Source organism: Arthrobacter sp. CDRTa11, assembly GCF_026427775.1.
Taxonomy (GTDB): domain Bacteria; phylum Actinomycetota; class Actinomycetes; order Actinomycetales; family Micrococcaceae; genus Arthrobacter.
In genome coordinates this window covers 1065849-1083230 of the sequence record NZ_CP044532.1, presented here as the reverse complement: position 1 = coordinate 1083230, position 17382 = coordinate 1065849, and the positions used below count along the sequence as shown (strand labels likewise).

General features: G+C 63.5%; 13 protein-coding genes. 1 reads left to right on the top strand and 12 read right to left on the bottom strand.

The features are described 5' to 3' along the window. The first annotated feature begins 93 nt into the window (after window positions 1-93). On the top strand, window positions 94-1749 hold the full coding sequence (locus F8G81_RS05025) for a sensor histidine kinase (RefSeq protein WP_267277912.1): 1656 nt from the start codon (window positions 94-96) through the stop codon (window positions 1747-1749). A gap of 34 nt (window positions 1750-1783) precedes the next feature. Here the strand turns inward: F8G81_RS05025 and F8G81_RS05020 are convergent, their stop codons facing one another. The 12 genes from F8G81_RS05020 to F8G81_RS04965 all read right to left on the bottom strand — a co-directional run bounded on the left by F8G81_RS05020 (window position 1784) and on the right by F8G81_RS04965 (window position 17161). Further along, window positions 1784-2977: a 5-methylcytosine restriction system specificity protein McrC gene (locus tag F8G81_RS05020; RefSeq protein WP_416377131.1), complete on the bottom strand. Its 1194-nt coding sequence runs from the start codon at window positions 2975-2977 to the stop codon at window positions 1784-1786. Window positions 2978-3020: 43 nt separating this feature from the next. Then, window positions 3021-5252 carry an McrB family protein gene (locus tag F8G81_RS05015; RefSeq protein WP_267277910.1) on the bottom strand — a complete coding sequence of 744 codons (2232 nt, stop codon included), beginning with the start codon at window positions 5250-5252 and terminating at the stop codon, window positions 3021-3023. A 190-nt stretch (window positions 5253-5442) separates the two neighbouring features. After that, on the bottom strand, window positions 5443-5682 hold the full coding sequence (locus F8G81_RS05010) for a PLDc N-terminal domain-containing protein (protein WP_267277909.1): 240 nt from the start codon (window positions 5680-5682) through the stop codon (window positions 5443-5445). Window positions 5683-5760: 78 nt separating this feature from the next. Next, window positions 5761-6177, bottom strand: coding sequence for an acyl-CoA thioesterase (locus tag F8G81_RS05005; protein WP_267279127.1), 417 nt, complete (start codon window positions 6175-6177; stop codon window positions 5761-5763). A gap of 149 nt (window positions 6178-6326) precedes the next feature. Further along, entirely contained in the window at window positions 6327-8393 is a 2067-nt protein-coding gene (locus tag F8G81_RS05000) for an ABC transporter ATP-binding protein (RefSeq protein WP_323809230.1), read from the bottom strand. Beyond that, window positions 8390-10123, bottom strand: coding sequence for an ABC transporter ATP-binding protein (locus F8G81_RS04995; RefSeq protein ID WP_267277908.1), 1734 nt, complete (start codon window positions 10121-10123; stop codon window positions 8390-8392). The genes F8G81_RS05000 and F8G81_RS04995 overlap by 4 nt, the downstream gene beginning before the upstream one ends. A gap of 275 nt (window positions 10124-10398) precedes the next feature. Next, entirely contained in the window at window positions 10399-12051 is a 1653-nt protein-coding gene (locus F8G81_RS04990; RefSeq protein ID WP_267277907.1) for an MFS transporter, read from the bottom strand. A gap of 10 nt (window positions 12052-12061) precedes the next feature. Next, window positions 12062-12541, bottom strand: coding sequence for a MarR family winged helix-turn-helix transcriptional regulator (locus F8G81_RS04985; protein WP_267277906.1), 480 nt, complete (start codon window positions 12539-12541; stop codon window positions 12062-12064). A 175-nt stretch (window positions 12542-12716) separates the two neighbouring features. Next, window positions 12717-14453: a thiamine pyrophosphate-binding protein gene (locus tag F8G81_RS04980; RefSeq protein ID WP_267277905.1), complete on the bottom strand. Its 1737-nt coding sequence runs from the start codon at window positions 14451-14453 to the stop codon at window positions 12717-12719. 4 nt (window positions 14454-14457) lie between these two features. Further along, window positions 14458-15522 carry an agmatinase gene (gene speB, locus F8G81_RS04975; RefSeq protein WP_267277904.1) on the bottom strand — a complete coding sequence of 355 codons (1065 nt, stop codon included), beginning with the start codon at window positions 15520-15522 and terminating at the stop codon, window positions 14458-14460. A gap of 200 nt (window positions 15523-15722) precedes the next feature. Continuing rightward, on the bottom strand, window positions 15723-16439 hold the full coding sequence (locus F8G81_RS04970; RefSeq protein WP_267277903.1) for a hypothetical protein: 717 nt from the start codon (window positions 16437-16439) through the stop codon (window positions 15723-15725). Window positions 16440-16585: 146 nt separating this feature from the next. Continuing rightward, on the bottom strand, window positions 16586-17161 hold the full coding sequence (locus F8G81_RS04965; protein WP_267277902.1) for a helix-turn-helix domain-containing protein: 576 nt from the start codon (window positions 17159-17161) through the stop codon (window positions 16586-16588). Window positions 17162-17382: the final 221 nt, after the last annotated feature.

The window sequence follows — 17382 nt, the reverse complement described above, 5'->3', positions numbered from 1 at the left end:
CCTCAGCCAGGTTAACACCGTGAGAAGTATAGCTGGCTGACGTTATCCTTTCTGGTATGCGTCTCAACAACCCGCCGTCCCAGGCTCGCGTCCATGACTGAACCTGTGAAGTGGGCGTCAGGCCGGGTGCGGTTCTTCCGCCAGCCGTTCCACGAGTACTCCCTGCGCGAGCGTGTTGCCTTGAGTCAGATGCCGCTTTTCGTCACAACGGTGCTGACGGCCATCCTGGTTTGGGCCTTTTTCCGGGAAACGATGGGCAACCCCCTTTTTGCGGTGTTCCTCGTGTCCCAGCTGGCCATTATGGTGCTTTGCTACGTGGTGCCGTGGGAGCGGTTGCCGTACACCAGCTTCCTGCTGCTTCCGCTCCTGGATTTCGTCTCGATTGGGCTCGGGCGGGAAGGCGGTCAGGAAAGCCTGATTGGCATCAGCCTGCTGGCCGTATTCCCCGTGATCTGGCTGTGCGCCTCCGGCTACTATCCCCGGACAGCGCTCTGGCTTTCCTTCCTTGCACCGCTCGCCATCATTTGGGTGCCCCTTTTTCTTACGGGAGAGGTCACCGGCCCCAATTTGGCGCGCTCCTTGCTCCTGCCCGTTATGACGCTCGGCATTGGAGTGTCCATCAGCGTCCTGACACTGAGCATGACCCGCCAGCAACAGGACCTGGAGAAAAAGGACGCCCAGCTCCAAGACACCCTGCGCACCAGCAAGCGGCACGAGTCGCTGTTGAATACCATCCTGGATACCGTCCATCTGGGCGTCCTTGCCGTAGATGCGGACGGCAACGACATCCTTATGAACCGCAAGCAGCGCGCCAACCACAAACTGGCCACACCCCAGGACATCGCCGATCCCAACGAATCGCAGCTGCTGGTCTTTGAGCCGGACCGCACCACCCCTGTTCCGGTGGCGGAACGCCCCGTCCGGCGCGCCATCTCCGGGGAGACCTTCACGGACTACCTTGTCTGGCTCGGTTCAGGCAAGGACCAGCGTGCCATCACCACCACGGCCAGGGCCATGAAAGACCAGGATGGCGAATTTGCCGGGTCGGTGATTGTGTTCAGCGACGTCACGGACCTCGTGAACGCGCTGGCTGCCAAGGACGATTTTGTCTCCAACGTCTCGCACGAGTTCAGGACACCCCTGACCTCAATCCTGGGCTATGTCGAAATCCTGCAGGACGACGATCCGGAAGAGCACCAAAAGAATCCGCTGCAGATCATCCGGCGCAACTCGGAGCGGCTGCTCACGTTGGTATCCGATCTGTTGGCCGTCAGGCACGGCCAGCTGATTGTGACGCCCCAGGCGGTAGACGTCGCGGAACTGGTGCGCGCCAGCGTATCCGCCGCCTTGCCCAAGGCAGCCGCCTCGCGGGTGGCACTTCAGGCCGCAACCCCGGAGCGGCTGGATGCGCACGTCGACGCCGCCCGCATCTCCCAGGTCCTCGATAACCTGGTCTCCAATGCCATCAAGTACTCCCCGGACGGGGGCAGCGTGTTGGTGGCGCTGGAACAGCACGAGAGCCTGCTCGCCTGCCGGGTCACCGATACCGGCATGGGGATGAGCTCCGAAGACCAGGCGAACGTCTTTACCAAGTTCTTCCGGACCAGCAACGTGCGCCGGACAACCATCCCCGGGGTAGGCCTTGGCCTGCCGATCAGCAAGGCCATTGTTGAAGCCCACGGCGGCACCATCGACGTCGAGAGCAGCCTGGGTGAGGGAACCACCTTTACGTTCCGGATGCCCGTCTAGGCGATATCAGTCAGAAGGGGCTGGCAGCTGCTGCCTAACCGCCCCTGGCCTGGCGCACCACTTCGCCCCAGGACTGCTCCGCGAGGTCCTTAATGTCGGCAAGGATGTCCGACGGCGGCCGGGACAGATCCAGGGGAAACTCCACAATGTCGATGTCAGTGTTAAGGATCCGCCGGAGCTTCACCTCACCCGCTCCGGCATAAACCAGCCAGGCGGTGGGCACCCGCAGCGCGGTGCAGTGAGCCAGCATCTGGTAGTGGTCAACCGTGAGGGACGCGCCCAGGTCCGAGGCGGCCTTGTACTTGGAGTTGTAAACCACCACGGGCCGGCCGCCCAGCAGATGCACCGCGTCCGGCTGCACGGACAGCCTGTCTGAATCCCTGACCGCCTCGCTCAGGAGGGCGTTGTACCGCAGCCGCAGCTCCCCCGGGTAGGCGGCCATGGCTTCCCGGAGCGCGATCCCCACAAAGTCCTCAAAGACCTGCGCCATGTCCACCACGAATGAGGCCGTCTGCTGCTTGCCGTCACCGGCTTCGGCAGAGGCATTGCGCAGGATCAGCTCGGCCAGGCGCAGGACCGGCTGGTAGCGGACGTTCATCCTGCTGGGTTTCCACGGCGGCAGTGGTGCGCCCGACGCAAGCCGTGTGACGGCGTCGAGCTTTCCCTTAAGTTGGCGGAGGCGGCTAAGGACTTCCGGGCGGACGCGCGGGACCTGCCCCATCCGTTCCAGCGCGGCCCGCAGGATGCGGTTTTCGGCGATGTCCTCGGTGAACTCGTCGTAGGACACTTCCAGCGGAACCAGCATTCCGGGGCGGCGGGAAATCTGATCGGAGATGCGGATCCTGCCCTTGACCGTGCGGAGGGACTCATCCACCGTGAGGTATCCCTGCAAGACGCCGCGGCCCAGGGCACGCTCCGCGAGCTGGGCCAGGGATTCGGCCAGCGCGCTCCACAGTTCACGCTCTTCGATGGCGGCCACCGAATCGGACCGGAATCCCTGGTTGCCGGCGTAGCTGAGGAGGAACAGCAGCCGGCTGAGCCCCAGCCGGTCCTTGGGCCGCACGTCCAGCTGCACTGTGCTGGTCCGGACGGAGCCCACTTTGCCCACCGGTTCGATCCGGTACAGTCCCATTCCCATCGGCGACGCCTTGGCCAGGCCGCTGGAGTTCAGGAAGGCCGCACTGGCCGGATCCAGCCGGTCCACCAGGCCGCCGGACAGTTCGTCCAGGACCAGGTGCCGGACAGCCGGCACCGCGGTGGTGCCCCGCAGGCTACCCGGGTGCAAGGCGTCCCAGCAGCTGGTCCAGTCCGAAGCGCTCCTCAAGCTGCGCCCGGGTCAGCTGGCCGTGGTAGTGCTCCTCCAGCAGCGGCATCAGCTCGTACTTCCAGATGCGGCGAAGGCCTGCGGGCGTCTGGGCTGCCGGCTTCATGAAGTAGGACGGACCGATCATCAGGTCCCGGTCCCACTCATCGATGGCCGTGTTCAGCGCATCCAGGAGCAACGCAGGCGTGGTGTCCAGCTGCCGGGCCTGCAGGAAGCGCAGCAGCGAACCCTTCACCGGCTCCGTCTGCGGATGCAGTTCGATGAAGGCAAAGCGGCGGCGGATGGCAGCGTCCATCATGGCGATGGAGCGGTCGGCCGTGTTCATGGTGCCGATGATGTACAGGTTGTCCGGCAGCGTAAACGGCTCGTTCGGGCTGTACTGCAGGTAGATCCTGTCGTCGCGGTATTCGAGCAGGAAGTAGAGCTCGCCGAACACCTTGGCCAGGTTGGCGCGGTTCATCTCGTCGATGATCAGGAAGTAGGGCTTCTTTTCGTTGCCCGGCTTCGCGGCTTCCTCGGCCAGCCGTCGCAGCGGTCCTGCCACAAGTTTGAAGGACACCTGGCCTTCGTCCGTTTTGTCCGGCCGGTAGCCCTCAAAGAAGTCCTCATAGGCATACGACGGGTGGAACTGCACCAGTTTGACGCGTTCGTCCGTGCTGTCATCGGCCAGCTCGGCAGCGAGGTGTTTGGCCAGGTAGGTTTTGCCGGTTCCGGGCGGACCGTAGAGAACCAGCTGGCGGTTTTCTTCCAGCAATTCCGCGATCTCCTGCAGCGGCTCCAGGTCCATGTGCAGCGAGTCCGCGAATTCGGCCGTCAGCGGCCGGAAGCCTTCCTGGACAGGCTCGACGACGGCGGAAGCCTCGCCGGCGTCGTCGTCTTCCGGTTCTGCCTCGGCCGGCAGGAGCGCCTGGAGTGCCTGCGCCACCTTGGTGACGTCCACGATGATCCCGGGAGTGGCAAGCTGGCGCTGGACGTGCCGCGGCAGGGAGGTGGTGGTATGGCCCTCGTCGAACCAGCGGACCTTGCGGCGCATCCGGCGGTTGTCCTCATTATGTTCGGGCTCACCCAACACCACCCCAAGCCTGACCGTGCCGGAGTGCTGATACAGCACCAGGTCGCCGGGCTTCATCACCGTGAGGAAAGCAAAAACGGCGGTCTTGGTGTCCTCGCGCTCCACATAGCCCAGGTGCTTGTAGTCCTCATCGACGGCGTGCTGCACCAGTCCTGCGGTCACGCCGGGATCGAGCAGCCGGAGGTGTTCGACGTCGAGCGTCACCTTCTCTTCGCCCTGCCAGGCGCTGAGCAGTTCGGTGTTGTCGCTGTGCGTGCGCAGCAGCCAGGCACGCCTGCCGGGATCGCCCACCTTGCGCCACTGGCTCACCAGCTGGCGTGCGTACCAGTCGATGCGCTGCCCGGCCTGTTCATCAAGGTGGAGCCGGATCCGGTGAATGTCCGCGGTGATGTCCTCGTCGCTGTCACCCTTGGCCCCGCCCACCAGCGAGGCAAAGGCATCGCGGATCTCCTGGCGCTCCACGTCGGCCACGACGGGCTCAAAATAGCTTGGCCACGCCAGGTACTCGATGCTGCGCCGGATGGCCGGCTGGTCACCCGGCGTTGACGAGGCCAACGCATGGAACTTCAGGGGATCCCTGAGCGCCGCGGTGATGGCCTCCGGGACCTGCTGGTCCACGTGCTGGACAAACCGGCACAGCCACTTCAGATGGTCCCAGATGGTCCAGTTGAATTCTGCGGTGCGGTCCCTGATCACGCCATGGTCTGTCATGCCCTTATAGAGCTCTTCGGGCAGCTCCAGCGGAGGTTCCAGCCAGGAGGCGGCCTCGGCCACGCGGGCACGCTTGACCTTGAGCGACTTGACCTCATGTGCCAGCGGCAGCGACTGCAGGAAAAGCAGTTCCACCGCCAGCTGCTTCGCGCCGCGCGAGGCATCCTGGAGGTTCTCGCGGAGATTGGTCATCATGGGTGCCTTGGCGTCCGGAACACCGCGTTCCAGGCGCTCCAGCAGCTCAGCCGCGGCCTCCGCTGTCCACGTGAGGGTACGCCCGTCCAGGGCGGAGGGTTTGCCTTGAAGGCCTGGCCCGAGCACAAACCAGGCCGCGTCCTCAATCTCCTGAGAGATACCGAGGGCACGGGTAATGGCAGTTTTTGGGGCAGGAATCATTCCGTCAAATTTACAGCCTTAAGCTGGGTTTCCGCTGCATGGGACCGGATCCCCTGCTGGGGACTTGCCGAGCCGGGACAGGCTGCTCCCGTGCTTGGCCATTCGGCTGTGGGCCTGCCGAGGCAGGTCCGGCAGCCCCTCTACTTGACCGCCCCGGCTCGGGACTTGCCTAGCCGGGTCCGGCCGCCCCCTACTTGACCGCCCCGGGCCGCTTGCGGCCGAACACGAAGTAACCCATGGGTCCAACGAAGTTGATCAAGGCGCCCATCCGCCAAGCTGCCTTGGGCCCGTTGATCAGTTCCGCCGGGCGCCGCGAGATGTCCCGTTGGGCGGCAAGCATCAGCGCCACCTGCGCGATTCCGATAATGATCGTCCCCGTCCGTGCTGCGGGCGACATTTCTTTCCAGGTCTTCTTTTTCATCTTGGCCATGATCAAACTCCTTAGTCCAGGTATTAAGTTTCAGGCGTACCACCCGGCCACCGCAACGGTGGCAGGGCGTCGCTTGGGTTAGATAACAAAGGGCCGGATGCGCTCCTTTTGCTCCGGGGTCAGGCGCAGCACTCGGCCTGTTGCTTCGTCCACAAACGCCAAATGACTGCTGGCCCTGACGCAGTCTTCCCTGCTGACCGGATCCTGCACCACATAGTGGATGTCAAAGCTGGCACCCTTCACGGCACCAATCCAGACCTGGACCACTGCGGGGATGTTTCGGTATTCCAAGGTCCTGACGTACCGGATTTTGTGATCCACCACCAGCGCCATGGTGCCTTCGGGAACGTCGTTGAAGAGGGAAACGTGTGGTTCGACCCCCGGCAGTCCGGCGCCCCGGGGTGGCCCGAACGCGGCGATTCTCGCCTCCTCGAGCATCCGGACGATCTGGACGTTGTTGATATGCCCATAGGCATCCATGTCCCCCCATCTCATCGGCACCAGGACCTCAATGCGCCGGGGTGCCTGCGCCCGGGAGGGTGCCTCTGAAGCGGGTGCCTGCGCCGGGGCGGGTGCCCCGGAAGCAGGCATCTGCTGGGAAAATACCGGTTGGGCAGATGCCTCCAGGCCGGCGCCCTGCCCGTTCAGCTGTGCACCGCCGTCGAGTCGTCCACAGGTGTTTCTTCAGCGTCGGATCCGGCGAACTGGGACATGTAAAGCCGGTAGTACGCTCCCTCCGCCGCCAAAAGGACTTTGTGGTTACCCTGTTCGACAATCTGGCCGTTCTCCATCACCAGAATGGTGTCGGCATCGCGGATGGTGGAAAGACGGTGCGCGATAACAAAACTGGTGCGGTCGGTCCGAAGGGCTGCCATGGCCTTTTGCACCAGCAGTTCGGTGCGGGTGTCCACCGAGCTGGTGGCCTCATCCAGGATGAGCAGCGACGGGTTGGCCACAAACGCGCGGGCGATGGTGATCAGCTGCTTCTCACCGGCGCTGACGTTATTGCCTTCCTCATCAATCACGGTGTTGTAGCCTTCCGGCAGGGCACGCACAAAACGGTCCACGAAGGTGGCCTTCGCCGCAGCCATCACCTGCTCTTCCGTGGCGTCCAGGTTGCCGTAGCGGATGTTGTCGTAGATGGAGCCGCCGAACAGCCAGGCGTCCTGGAGCACCATTCCCACCTTGGACCGGAGTTCGGCACGGCTCAACTTGGTGATCTCCACGCCGTCCAGGGTAATGGAGCCTGAATTGAGCTCATAGAAGCGCATCACCAGGTTCACCAGGGTGGTTTTGCCAGCTCCGGTGGGGCCCACAATGGCGACTGTGTGGCCTGGCTGCGCGGTGAAGGAAAGGTTCTCGATCAGCTTCTTGTCCTCGGTGTAGCTGAACGTGACATCCCTGAACTCCACGTGGCCGTCCGTCTTGGCGGGCAGGTGGTCGGTGGCAGTCTCAGGATCCTGCTCATCGGCGTCAAGGAATTCGAACACGCGCTCGGAGGACGCCACGCCTGACTGGAGCATGTTGGCCATGCCGGCCATCTGGCCCAGCGGCTGCGTGAACTCCCGTGAGTACTGGATGAACGCGGTGGCATCCCCCAAGGACATGGAACCTGAGGCCACCCGGAGGCCACCCACAACGGCAATGCCCACGTAGCTGAGGTAGGAGACAAACTGCATCACCGGGAAAATGATGCCGGAGACGAACTGTGCCCCGAAGCTGGCCTTGTACAGTGCCTCGTTGCGCTCCTCGAAGCGTTCCAGCATGTCCGCATCGCGGCCGAAAACCCGCACCAGGTCATGGCCTGAGAAGGATTCCTCGATTTGGCCGTTGAGTGCGCCGGTGTTCTTCCACTGGGCGGCGAACAGCTTCTGGCTGCGGGACCCGATGATGCCGGCGGCGACACCGGAGAGCGGGAGCGCGATCAGTGCAATGACTGCCAGTTGCCAGGACACGATGAACATCATGATGACGATGCCGATGACCGTCAGCAGCGAGTTGATCAGCTGGGCGAAGGCCTGCTGGAGCGCCTGCTGGATGTTGTCGACGTCGTTTGTCACCCGCGAGAGGACATCGCCGCGCTGGCGGGTGTCAAAGTAGTTCAGCGGCAGCCGGTTCAGCTTCTTTTCGGTATCGTCGCGGAGCCGGCGGATGACCTTCATGACGATCCGGTTCAGGACGTAGCCCTGGAGCCACAGGAAAATGTTGGCCACGAAGTACATCAGCAGCACAACAGCGATGAGGACCGACAGTTTCTGGAAGTCAATGCCGCTTCCGGGGATCACTTCCATCTTGGAGATCATGTCCGCGAAGTTGTCCTGCCCCTGCTGGCGCAGCCCCTCGACGAACTCTTCCTTGCTGGCACCGGCGGGCAGCTGCTTGCCCACCACGCCGCCGAAGATCACGTCCATGGCCTGGCCCAGGATCTTGGGCGCGATGACGTTCAGGACAACGGCCACCAGTACCAGGGCCACCACAGCATAGATGCCCAGTGCCTCCGGCTTGAGCAGGCCCATCAGCCGCTTTGCCGAAGGCCAGAAGTGTTCCGCCTTTTTCGCCGGCATGCCGCCGAACATATCGCCGTCGGCCTCGGAGGGCTTGTATTCCTCCTCGAAGAAGTCGTCGTCCTCGAGAACGTCAGGTGAATCTGACACAGCCGGTGTTGTTGCCGTGTCCCCGGCGTTTGTTGAATCCTTCTTGCGGCCGCTCATGCCATTTCCTCCACGCTCAGCTGGGATTCCACAATTTCCTGGTAGGTGGGTGACGTTTCCAGCAGTTCCTCATGGGTGCCGCGGTCAACGATCCGGCCGTTGTCCAGCACCAGGATCTGATCGGCCTCCGTGATGGTGGAGATCCGCTGGGCAACGATAATCACCGTTGCGTCAGCAGTGGTGCCTTTCAGCGCGGCGCGGAGCCGGGCATCGGTGGCAACGTCCAAGGCAGAGAAGGAATCGTCAAAAAGGTACACCTTGGGCTTGGTCACCAGCGCCCGGGCGATGCAGAGCCGCTGCCGCTGGCCGCCGGAGACGTTGGTTCCGCCCTGCGCGATGCGTGAGTTCAGGCCATTCTTCTTTTCCCGGACAAAGTCCTCGCCCTGCGCTACCTCCAGTGCCTCCCAGAGCTCCTGGTCCGTTGCCTCGGTTTTCCCGAAGCGCAGGTTGTGCTCGATGGTCCCGGAGAACAGATACGGCCGCTGGGGAACCAGCGCCACCCGTTTGGTAATTTCGGCCCGGTCCAGCTTGCTGACGGAGACGCCGTCAAGGAGGACCTCGCCCTCGGCCACGTCATAGAGGCGCGGCAGCAGCGACAGCAGCGAAGTTTTCCCGGCGCCCGTGGAGCCGATGATGGCCAGCGTCTCCCCCGGCCTGGCGGTAAAACTGATGTTGCTCAGGACCGGTGACTCGGCACCCGGGTACGCAAAGGTGACGTTTCGGTATTCGACGACACCGGCGGGGGTGGCCGGACTCTCCGGCTGTTCAGGATCGTGGATCGAGGGTTCGACGTCGAGCACCTCACCGATGCGGTCAGCACACACCGAAGCGCGCGGAATCATCATGGCCATGAACGTGCCCATCATGACGGCGATGAGGATCTGCAGCAGGTATTGGAGGAAGGCGGTCAGGGCACCCACCTGCATGTCGCCGGAATCAACGCGCTGGCCGCCAAACCACAGGACGGCGGCGGTGGAGAGGTGCAGGATCATGCCGATGACCGGGAACATCAGGACAAAGAGGGAACCGATCTTCAGCGAAACGTCCGTCAGTTCCTTGTTGGCCTCCCCGAAGCGCTCGGTTTCATAGGGTTCGCGGACGAATGCCCGGACCACCCTGATGCCAATGATCTGCTCCCGCAGGACGGCGTTGATGCCGTCGATTTTTTTCTGCATGGAACGGAAGAGCGGCATCAGCCGGACCACAAGGTAGCCCACCACGACAAGGAGCACGGGTACGGACACCCAGACCAGCCAGGAGAGGCTGATGTCCTCACGGAGCGCCATGATGATGCCGCCGATGCACATGATGGGCGTGGCAACCATGAAGTTCAGGCCCATCAGCACCAGCATCTGGACCTGCTGGACGTCATTGGTGCCGCGGGTGATCAGGGTGGGCGCGCCAAAAGTGTTCACGTCCTTGGCGGAGAAGCTGGTGACCTTGCGGAACACACCGCGGCGCAGGTCCCGGCCCACCGCCATGGCTGCCTTGGATCCGTAGTACACGCCCGCGATGGCGGTAGCGACCTGGACAAAAGCGACCAGGAGCATCACAACACCGGTCCGCCAGATGAAGTCGGTGTCACCGCGGGAAACACCCTCATCGATGATCTGGGCATTGAGGCTTGGCAGGTAGAGTGCGGCAATCGTGGACGCCAGTTGCAAGACAATGACGGCCACGATGTATGGCATATACGGCTTGGAATAGCGCCGTATGAGGGTGAGGAGCATGCCCACGGATCCTTAAAGAAGAGAGCGCGAATTGGTACGAATAAGAAGTAGCAGCCGGGGCTGACATTAATTAGCCTTCCAACTGTACGAAATCCCCTGCCCTGGCGAAACACCGCACGGAAAGATCATCCAATCGGAGTACTGCACTCCCGGCGTCCCTGCACGAACGTGCACGTGAGGCCCTGGATGTCCAGGGCCTCACGTGTCCGTTCGCGCCATCAGGGACGGCGAAACGGCGGAGCAGCACCTTGCGGGTGCCCAGCGCTCGGCGCCGGTCAGCTATTGACGGAGGCGAGCGACGCCGTCGGGCTTTCCAGTTTTGCGTTAGCGGATGCTGATCGGGACGCTGGTTGACGTTCAGTTCCTTGCCCAGCCCCAGGGGCGGCTTCCGTCTCCTGGACGTCGACGGTGCGCCGCAGCGGGCGTTCCTTGATAAACAGGACAGAAACCAGCGCCACGAGACCCACGGCGGCCGAGACGAGGAAGACTTCAGCGGTGGCATCGCCATACGCCGCCCGCATGATCTCGCGCACCGGCTCGGGCATGTGCGTCAGGTCCATGCTGGCCCCTGCCGAGCCGCCCTCCACGGCAATGCCCGCGGCGCTGAGTCCCTGGCTGGCCAGTACGCTGACCCGGTTGGCCAAAACGGCACCCAGAACGGAAACGCCAATGGCACCGCCCACCGATCGAAAGAACGCCACCGATGCGCTGGCCGTTCCGATATCAGCGGCCCGGACGGTGTTCTGCACGGCAAGGACAAGGTTCTGCATCAGCATGCCCAGTCCCAATCCCAGGACTGCGGTGAAAACGCCCGCGTGCCATAGCTCGGTGGTGTGGTCCATGGTGCCGGCAAGGCCGAGCCCGCCGATGAGCAGGATTGAGCCGGCCACGAGGTAGCCCTTCCACTTGCCGGTACGGCTGATCAGGAGGCCGGAGGCGACGGAGCCCACCAGGTTGCCGGCGATCATGGGCAGTGTCAGCAACCCCGCTTCGGTGGGGCTGGCGCCGCGGGCCACCTGGAAGTATTGCCCCAGGAAGGTGGAGGAACCGAACATGGCCACGCCCACTGCCACCGAGGCAAGGATGGCCAGGGCGGTGGTGCGCTCGGAGATGATTTTGAGCGGAATGATGGGCTGCTCCACCTTGGCTTCCACCAGGACCAGCAGACCCAGCAGCACCACGCCGCCGCCCACCATCAGGGCGGACTGCCAGGAGATCCAGTCGTAGTAGGCGGGGTTGCCGGCAAAGGAGACCCAGATCAGGAGCAGGCTGACGCCGGAGGTCAATAGGATGGAACCCAGCCAGTCGATCTTTGCCGGGCGCCGGATGTGCTGGATCTTCAGGGTGATCTGCAACAGGATCAGTGCCACAACGGCCAGCGGGACGCAAACAAAGAACGTCCAGCGCCAGCCCAGCGGGCTGTCCACGATAAACCCGCCCAGCAGCGGGCCGCCTGCGGTGCCCACTGCCATCACGGCGCCCATGTAGCCGGAGTATTTTCCGCGGTCCCTGGGCGGAATCATGGTGCCGATGATGGCCTGGGCCATGGCGGTGAGCCCGCCCATGGCCACGCCCTGGATCACCCGTGCAGCCAGAAGCAACGGGATGGTTTGGGACAGTCCCGCCATGACGGAGCCGGCTACGAAGATGACAATGCTGAGCTGGACCAGCAGCTTCTTGTCATAGAGGTCGGCCAGTTTTCCCCAGATGGGCGTGGTGGCTGCGTTGGCAAGCAACGCAGCCGTGATGACCCAGGCAAAATCCGTCTGGGTTCCTTTGAGCTCAGACATGATGGTGGGCAGCGCATTCGCCACGATGGTGCTGCTGAGGATGGCCGTGAAGAAGGCGGCGAGGAGGCCGGTCAGGGCTTCCATGATCTGGCGGTGGGTCATCGCCACGGGTGGTGCTGCGGCCGTTGGGCTCGACATCTGGATACTCCTAAGACGTGCGGGTAACTGACGTGCGTCCGGCCGCCTTTGCCCGGGCTGAAGATTTAAGGGAATCGGTGAGTTTCCCCAGGGTTTTTGCTGCTTCCTCGGCATCCTCCTGGCTCCATTCCCGGAGATAGTCCTGCAGGGCCGACGTACGCTGCTCCTCGATGTGGCGCAGCTTGTCCGCGCCCTTGGAGGTCAGCGCCACCAGCTGGGCACGGCCGTCGTCGGGATCCTGACGGCGGAGGACGTACCCCTGTTCCTCCAGCTCCGCGATATGGCGGCTGAGGACCGGTGCACTGACACCCAGCCGCTCAGCGAGCCGCGTGGCGCGGGTCTCCCCCTCCCCCACGAACCTGAGAACGCCCTGCAGCGCAACCCCCGTTTCCTGGCCGCGGAGGTTGGCTGCCGAGACGCATCGAACTGCCCGCTGTAAGTCAAAGATCTGGTAGACGAGGTCTGCCGCGGTATTCGGCTCAACTGCCATAGCCCTGGACGCTCCTTGCTTATTTGCCTAAGGCAACTATATAGCAAAAGGTTGCTTTAGGAAACTAACCTGGTGGAAGGCGCCTTAAACACAAGCGCGAACGGACACTTGAGGCCCCAAATCCTCGCGGAAATGGGGCCTCAAGTGTTCGTTCGCGCTAATGGGAAGCGGGAGCTCAGTCTTCGGCGTGGGTGGGGGCGAACATCTTGAGCAGGGTTTCGACGACGACCACGTTGGGTCCGTCCGCGGCGAAGCCCGCCTTCAGCGCGTCCCCCACATCTTCCGGGGCAACCCGGGTGGCCGGCACACCGAAGGCTTCGGCGAGCTTGACGAAGTCTGGGCGTGCGAGTTCGGTGGCCGTGGCTTTGCCGAAGGCACCCACCATGTATTCGCGCAGGATGCCGTAGCCGCCGTCGTCCACGATCAACCAGGTGACCGGGACGTTGTGTTGTTTGGCCGTAGCGAGTTCCGAGATGGAGTACATGGCCGAGCCGTCACCGGATACAGCCAGCACACGTCCCGGTTTTCCCACTGTTTCAAGGCCCACAGCGCCACCTATGGCCGCCGGATAGCCAAAGCCCAGGCCACCCGCGCCCTGGGCGGAATGGAACTGGCCCTGGCGGGCATCCCAGCAGCTCCAGGCCCAGTAGGAGGAAATGGTCATGTCCCAAAAGGTCTGCATGTCAGCGGGGACGGCCTCGCGGATGTCGGCCATGAACTTCAGTTCCTTGGCCAGGTCCTGGGACTCGAGGCGGGCTTTGACCTTTGCCAGCGATTCCTTGACGAGATCCTCGGGAGAAACTCCACGCCAGGTGGGCGAAGCTTTCCGGCCACCCGCCAATGCCGCGTCCAGGGCTTCATCCAAGGCTGCGAGCGCCTGGCCGGCGTCGGCGCGGATCCCCAAGCCTGGCCGGTTGGACTCCAGCACGCGCGGTTCGGCGTCGATCTGGATGATCCGGCCGCGCGGCTCGAAAGTGAAGTAGTTGGACGTCACTTCACCCAGGGAGGAACCGATCACAACCACGACGTCTGCATCCTCAAGGACGTCGGTCATGTAGCGGTCCTCAATCCAGGACTGCAGGGACAGTTCGTGGTTCCAGGGAAACGCGCCGTTGCCGCCGGGAGTACAGATCACGGGAGCCCGAAGCTTCTCTGCGATGGACAGCAGGGATTTCTCGGCCCGGCCCCGGCGCGTGCCGCCGCCGGCAATGATGGCCGGGCGTTCCGCCGTCGACAGCCATTTCACTGCTTCACGGACCAGCTCGACGCGCGGCGGGTTGTCCGCCGCCTCGGCGAGCGCGTCCTCCACCGGCGGAACCATGATGGGGTCCAGCAGGACGTTCTGCGGGATTTCCAGCCAGACCGGGCCCTGCGGGGACGAGATGGCTTCGGTCCAGGCGTCCTGGATGGCGGACGGAATGCCGGAGGCGTGCTGGATCAGGCGCTGGCTCTTGGTGACGTTCGCCGCCGAGGCCTTTTGGTCATCCAACTGGTGGAGCATGCCCTTGCGCCGGGCACCCAGGCCTTCCAAGGGAATCTGGCTGGCCACAACAACCATGGGCACACCCGTTGCGTAGGCCTCCTGCAGTCCGGCCAGCGACGTCAGCGCACCCGGCCCGGTGGACAGGAACAGCACCCCCACTTCGCCGGTGGCGCGCGAATAGCCATCGGCGGCAAAAGCCGAGTTGTTTTCCACCCGGGAGGAGACAAAGTGCAGGTTGCCGCGGCCCATTGCATCAAACAGGCCCAAGGCGTGCTGGCCGGGAATGCCAAAGACCGTTTTGGCGCCCAATGCCTCGAGGGTCTCGACGACGAGGTCCCCGCCGTTGCGCTCACCGGTTCCCTTGTTGTCCGCTGCTCGGGCCTTATCCCCTGCTCCGGCTGCGGCCGTTCCGGCGCCGTCATCGATCATGGGACTACTCCTTGCCGGCTGCCGCGAACCCGGCCGGCTGGCGGGTTTCCTGGCCAAGCGCCTGCGCCGCGTAACCATTGGCTGCCCCGAAACGGTCCCCGGCAACGGCGTTGTCTGCCATCAGGGTCACCAGTTCGAAAGCGACATGGCTGGCGGCGACGCCGGTGATCTCGGCGTGGTCGTACGCCGGGGCAACCTCTACGATGTCAGCGCCTACCAGGTTCATGCCTCGGAAGCCCCGGATAATTTCCAGCAGTTCGCGACTGGTCATGCCACCGGCCTCGGGCGTACCCGTACCCGGGGCATGCGCAGGGTCCAGGACATCAATGTCCACGGAAATGTAGAGCGGGCGGCTGCCGATCCGGTCCCGGACCTTGGCCACGGTTTCCAGGACGCCCTGGTAGTAGACGTCCGCGGACGTGACGATGCCGAACCCGAACCGGTGGTCGTCGTCGAGGTCCTTTTTGCCGTACAGCGGGCCCCGGGTGCCAATGTGGCTGATGGCTTCCGTGTCCAGGATGCCCTCCTCCACGGCCCGGCGGAAGGGCGTCCCGTGCGTGTACTCGGCGCCGAAGTAGGTGTCCCACGTGTCCAGGTGCGCGTCAAAGTGAAGCATGGCAAGGGGGCCGCCGGCACGTTCAGCCGCGGCGCGCAGCAGCGGCAGTGCGATGGTGTGGTCACCGCCGAGGGTCACCAGCTTGCTCCCGCCAGAGGTCAGGTCCAGTGCATTCTGCTGCACGGTTTCGATGGCCTCGTTGATATTGAACGGGTTGACCGCCATGTCACCGGCATCTGCCACCTGGATGTTTTCGAAGGGGCTGACGTCCCAGGCCGGGTTGTAGGGGCGCAGCAGGCGGCTGGCTTCGCGGATGTGGTTGGAGCCGAAGCGTGCGCCCGGGCGGTAGGAGACTCCGGAGTCGAAGGGAACGCCCACCACCGTGACGTCGGCCTTGGCCACCTGGTCAAGGCGGGGAAGGCGGGCATAGGTGGCGGCGCCGGCGTAGCGCGGAATACGGGATGAATCGATGGGGCCAAGATTGCCGTTGGCTTCGATGCGCAGCTCTTCCAAAGGGAGGCCTCTCCTTCGAGGATTGATCAGCGGTTGTGACTGCCATCATACACCCAGGTTGTCCTATGTGCATCAGTTGTTTACATAAAGCTTACTCATGGAAGCACCCGACGGCCGGCGGTTACCTGGAAGCAACTGCTAGCCGTCGAGCTCCAAGGAGGGTCCACACGAGAGCACCAGCTTTCCTCGGGACCCCCGATTCAGCTGTAGGAAACGCTCATCAGAAGCGCCTTGAGCTGCGCGTATTCCTGGGTATCCATCCAGGCGCTGGCAGCGTCCGCGGACGGGAAGCCGGGTGAATCCATATATATCCGGAAGATCGCCGCCCCGTTGGGCAGGGCTACCTGGCTAGTCCCGCCGCTGGTGCTTCCGGAGGCAAGCTGGGCGCTGGGGCGGACATCCATGTAGAAGTGGTCGTTTACGTCAAGGAAACTGTCGCGGAAAAAACCGAAGGTTGGCTCACCCTCGAAGCCAGCCAGCCCGGGAACGGGCGCAGAATCAAACACGGTACGGTCCACGGGGCCGGAGGTGCCATCGCCGTAGAATCCGCTGACCATAAATGCCACGTCTTTGCCACGATGGTCGCTCAGGATGGCCTCGACGCACTCTCCTGGCTCCCCGGGCAGGGTTGGATCCTGGACTATTGGCCCGGGCTGGGTACGGATGGACCAATGAGCCGGGTACGCGAAGGAGATGTGCCCGTCAGGAAAAGTAAAGGTCTTTAGGGCGGCGGCCGGCACCTTTGCCTCATCCCGGGCCTTTTCGTCCTGGGCAACTGACGTCAAGGCGAGCGTCGAACCGGAGGCCTGGTCCGACGTCGGGCTTGACGTGGCGGGCGCGCAGGCGGCGGTGGCAGCGGTGAAAGCAAGCGCGAGGACGGCCACGGCTGCGGCTTTCCTGCATTGTGCAGAGTGCATTATTTTCCCCATTTCATTAACAGGTCCCATGAAAGGCAGGGCCCTTTGCCCTGTCACCCTGTTAATGTCCGCTCAAGGCCCATTTATTACATCGCCTGGAGTAATTCATCCAGAAATGTTCAGGAGGAGCGCGGATGGAAGTGGGTCTAGCGGCTGGCCGCCGGAACCAGGACCCAGAGCACCTCTACGGGCTTGTCCGTGGGGTTGACCCAGGTGTGGGGTTCACGGCCGGGGAACGTGACGGTATCGCCGGTGTTGAGCTCATATTCCTCGTTGGTGAGGATCAGCCGGATGCTGCCCTTGATCACGTGCAGCACATCAACATCGCAGTCCACCGCGTACAACTCCGTCTCGCCACGGCCATGCGGCTCAATCACGGCCTGGATGATCTGGATCCGGCGTTCCGAGCGTGCCGTCAGGAGCCGTTCCACAATCCCATGGCCGCCCAGGGAGATCCGAGGCCCGTCATTCCTCTTGGTGAGGTGCGTTTCCGGGGCGGCAAAAAGGTCCCCAATGGAAATGGAGAGCACCTGGCACAGCGTGACCAGGGAGGCAACGGACGGCGAGGTCAGGTCCCGTTCCACCCGGCTCAGGAACCCCTTGGTCAGGCCGGTGGCATCGGCAACCTGCTCAATGGTCAGCCGCTGGGACTGCCGCGCGGCACGGATACGGGAACCGATGGCAACGGGAACGTTGCTTGGCTCAACTGGCAGTGCCTTCATGTGCGGACCTTTCATGGCCGGCAGTCCGGCCCAATCTCTGGAGCAATCCTAATGGCCATCTACCCATGTGACGCGGCCAGAACGCTGTCCCCGAAAAAGTGGTTCCCAGTCTTGACTGTTACCCTTGTCACAGCATACTCTCAGACAACAGATGTTGTCTCTGAGGCAATATGCGTCAGGCGACACAGAGGAATTTCCTCACACCCCCAGCCCCTCAGCGC

What these genes read in the sequence shown, in the direction of transcription:
- F8G81_RS05025 (WP_267277912.1), top strand. Translation starts at nt 94, where the DNA reads ATGACTGAACCTGTGAAGTGGGCGTCAGGCCGGGTGCGGTTCTTCCGC.
- F8G81_RS05015 (WP_267277910.1), bottom strand. Translation starts at nt 5,252, where the DNA reads ATGATTCCTGCCCCAAAAACTGCCATTACCCGTGCCCTCGGTATCTCT.
- F8G81_RS05010 (WP_267277909.1), bottom strand. Translation starts at nt 5,682, where the DNA reads ATGGCCAAGATGAAAAAGAAGACCTGGAAAGAAATGTCGCCCGCAGCA.
- F8G81_RS05005 (WP_267279127.1), bottom strand. Translation starts at nt 6,177, where the DNA reads ATGAGATGGGGGGACATGGATGCCTATGGGCATATCAACAACGTCCAG.
- F8G81_RS05000 (WP_323809230.1), bottom strand. Translation starts at nt 8,393, where the DNA reads ATGAGCGGCCGCAAGAAGGATTCAACAAACGCCGGGGACACGGCAACA.
- F8G81_RS04995 (WP_267277908.1), bottom strand. Translation starts at nt 10,123, where the DNA reads ATGCTCCTCACCCTCATACGGCGCTATTCCAAGCCGTATATGCCATAC.
- F8G81_RS04990 (WP_267277907.1), bottom strand. Translation starts at nt 12,051, where the DNA reads ATGTCGAGCCCAACGGCCGCAGCACCACCCGTGGCGATGACCCACCGC.
- F8G81_RS04985 (WP_267277906.1), bottom strand. Translation starts at nt 12,541, where the DNA reads ATGGCAGTTGAGCCGAATACCGCGGCAGACCTCGTCTACCAGATCTTT.
- F8G81_RS04980 (WP_267277905.1), bottom strand. Translation starts at nt 14,453, where the DNA reads ATGATCGATGACGGCGCCGGAACGGCCGCAGCCGGAGCAGGGGATAAG.
- F8G81_RS04970 (WP_267277903.1), bottom strand. Translation starts at nt 16,439, where the DNA reads ATGCACTCTGCACAATGCAGGAAAGCCGCAGCCGTGGCCGTCCTCGCG.
- F8G81_RS04965 (WP_267277902.1), bottom strand. Translation starts at nt 17,161, where the DNA reads ATGAAGGCACTGCCAGTTGAGCCAAGCAACGTTCCCGTTGCCATCGGT.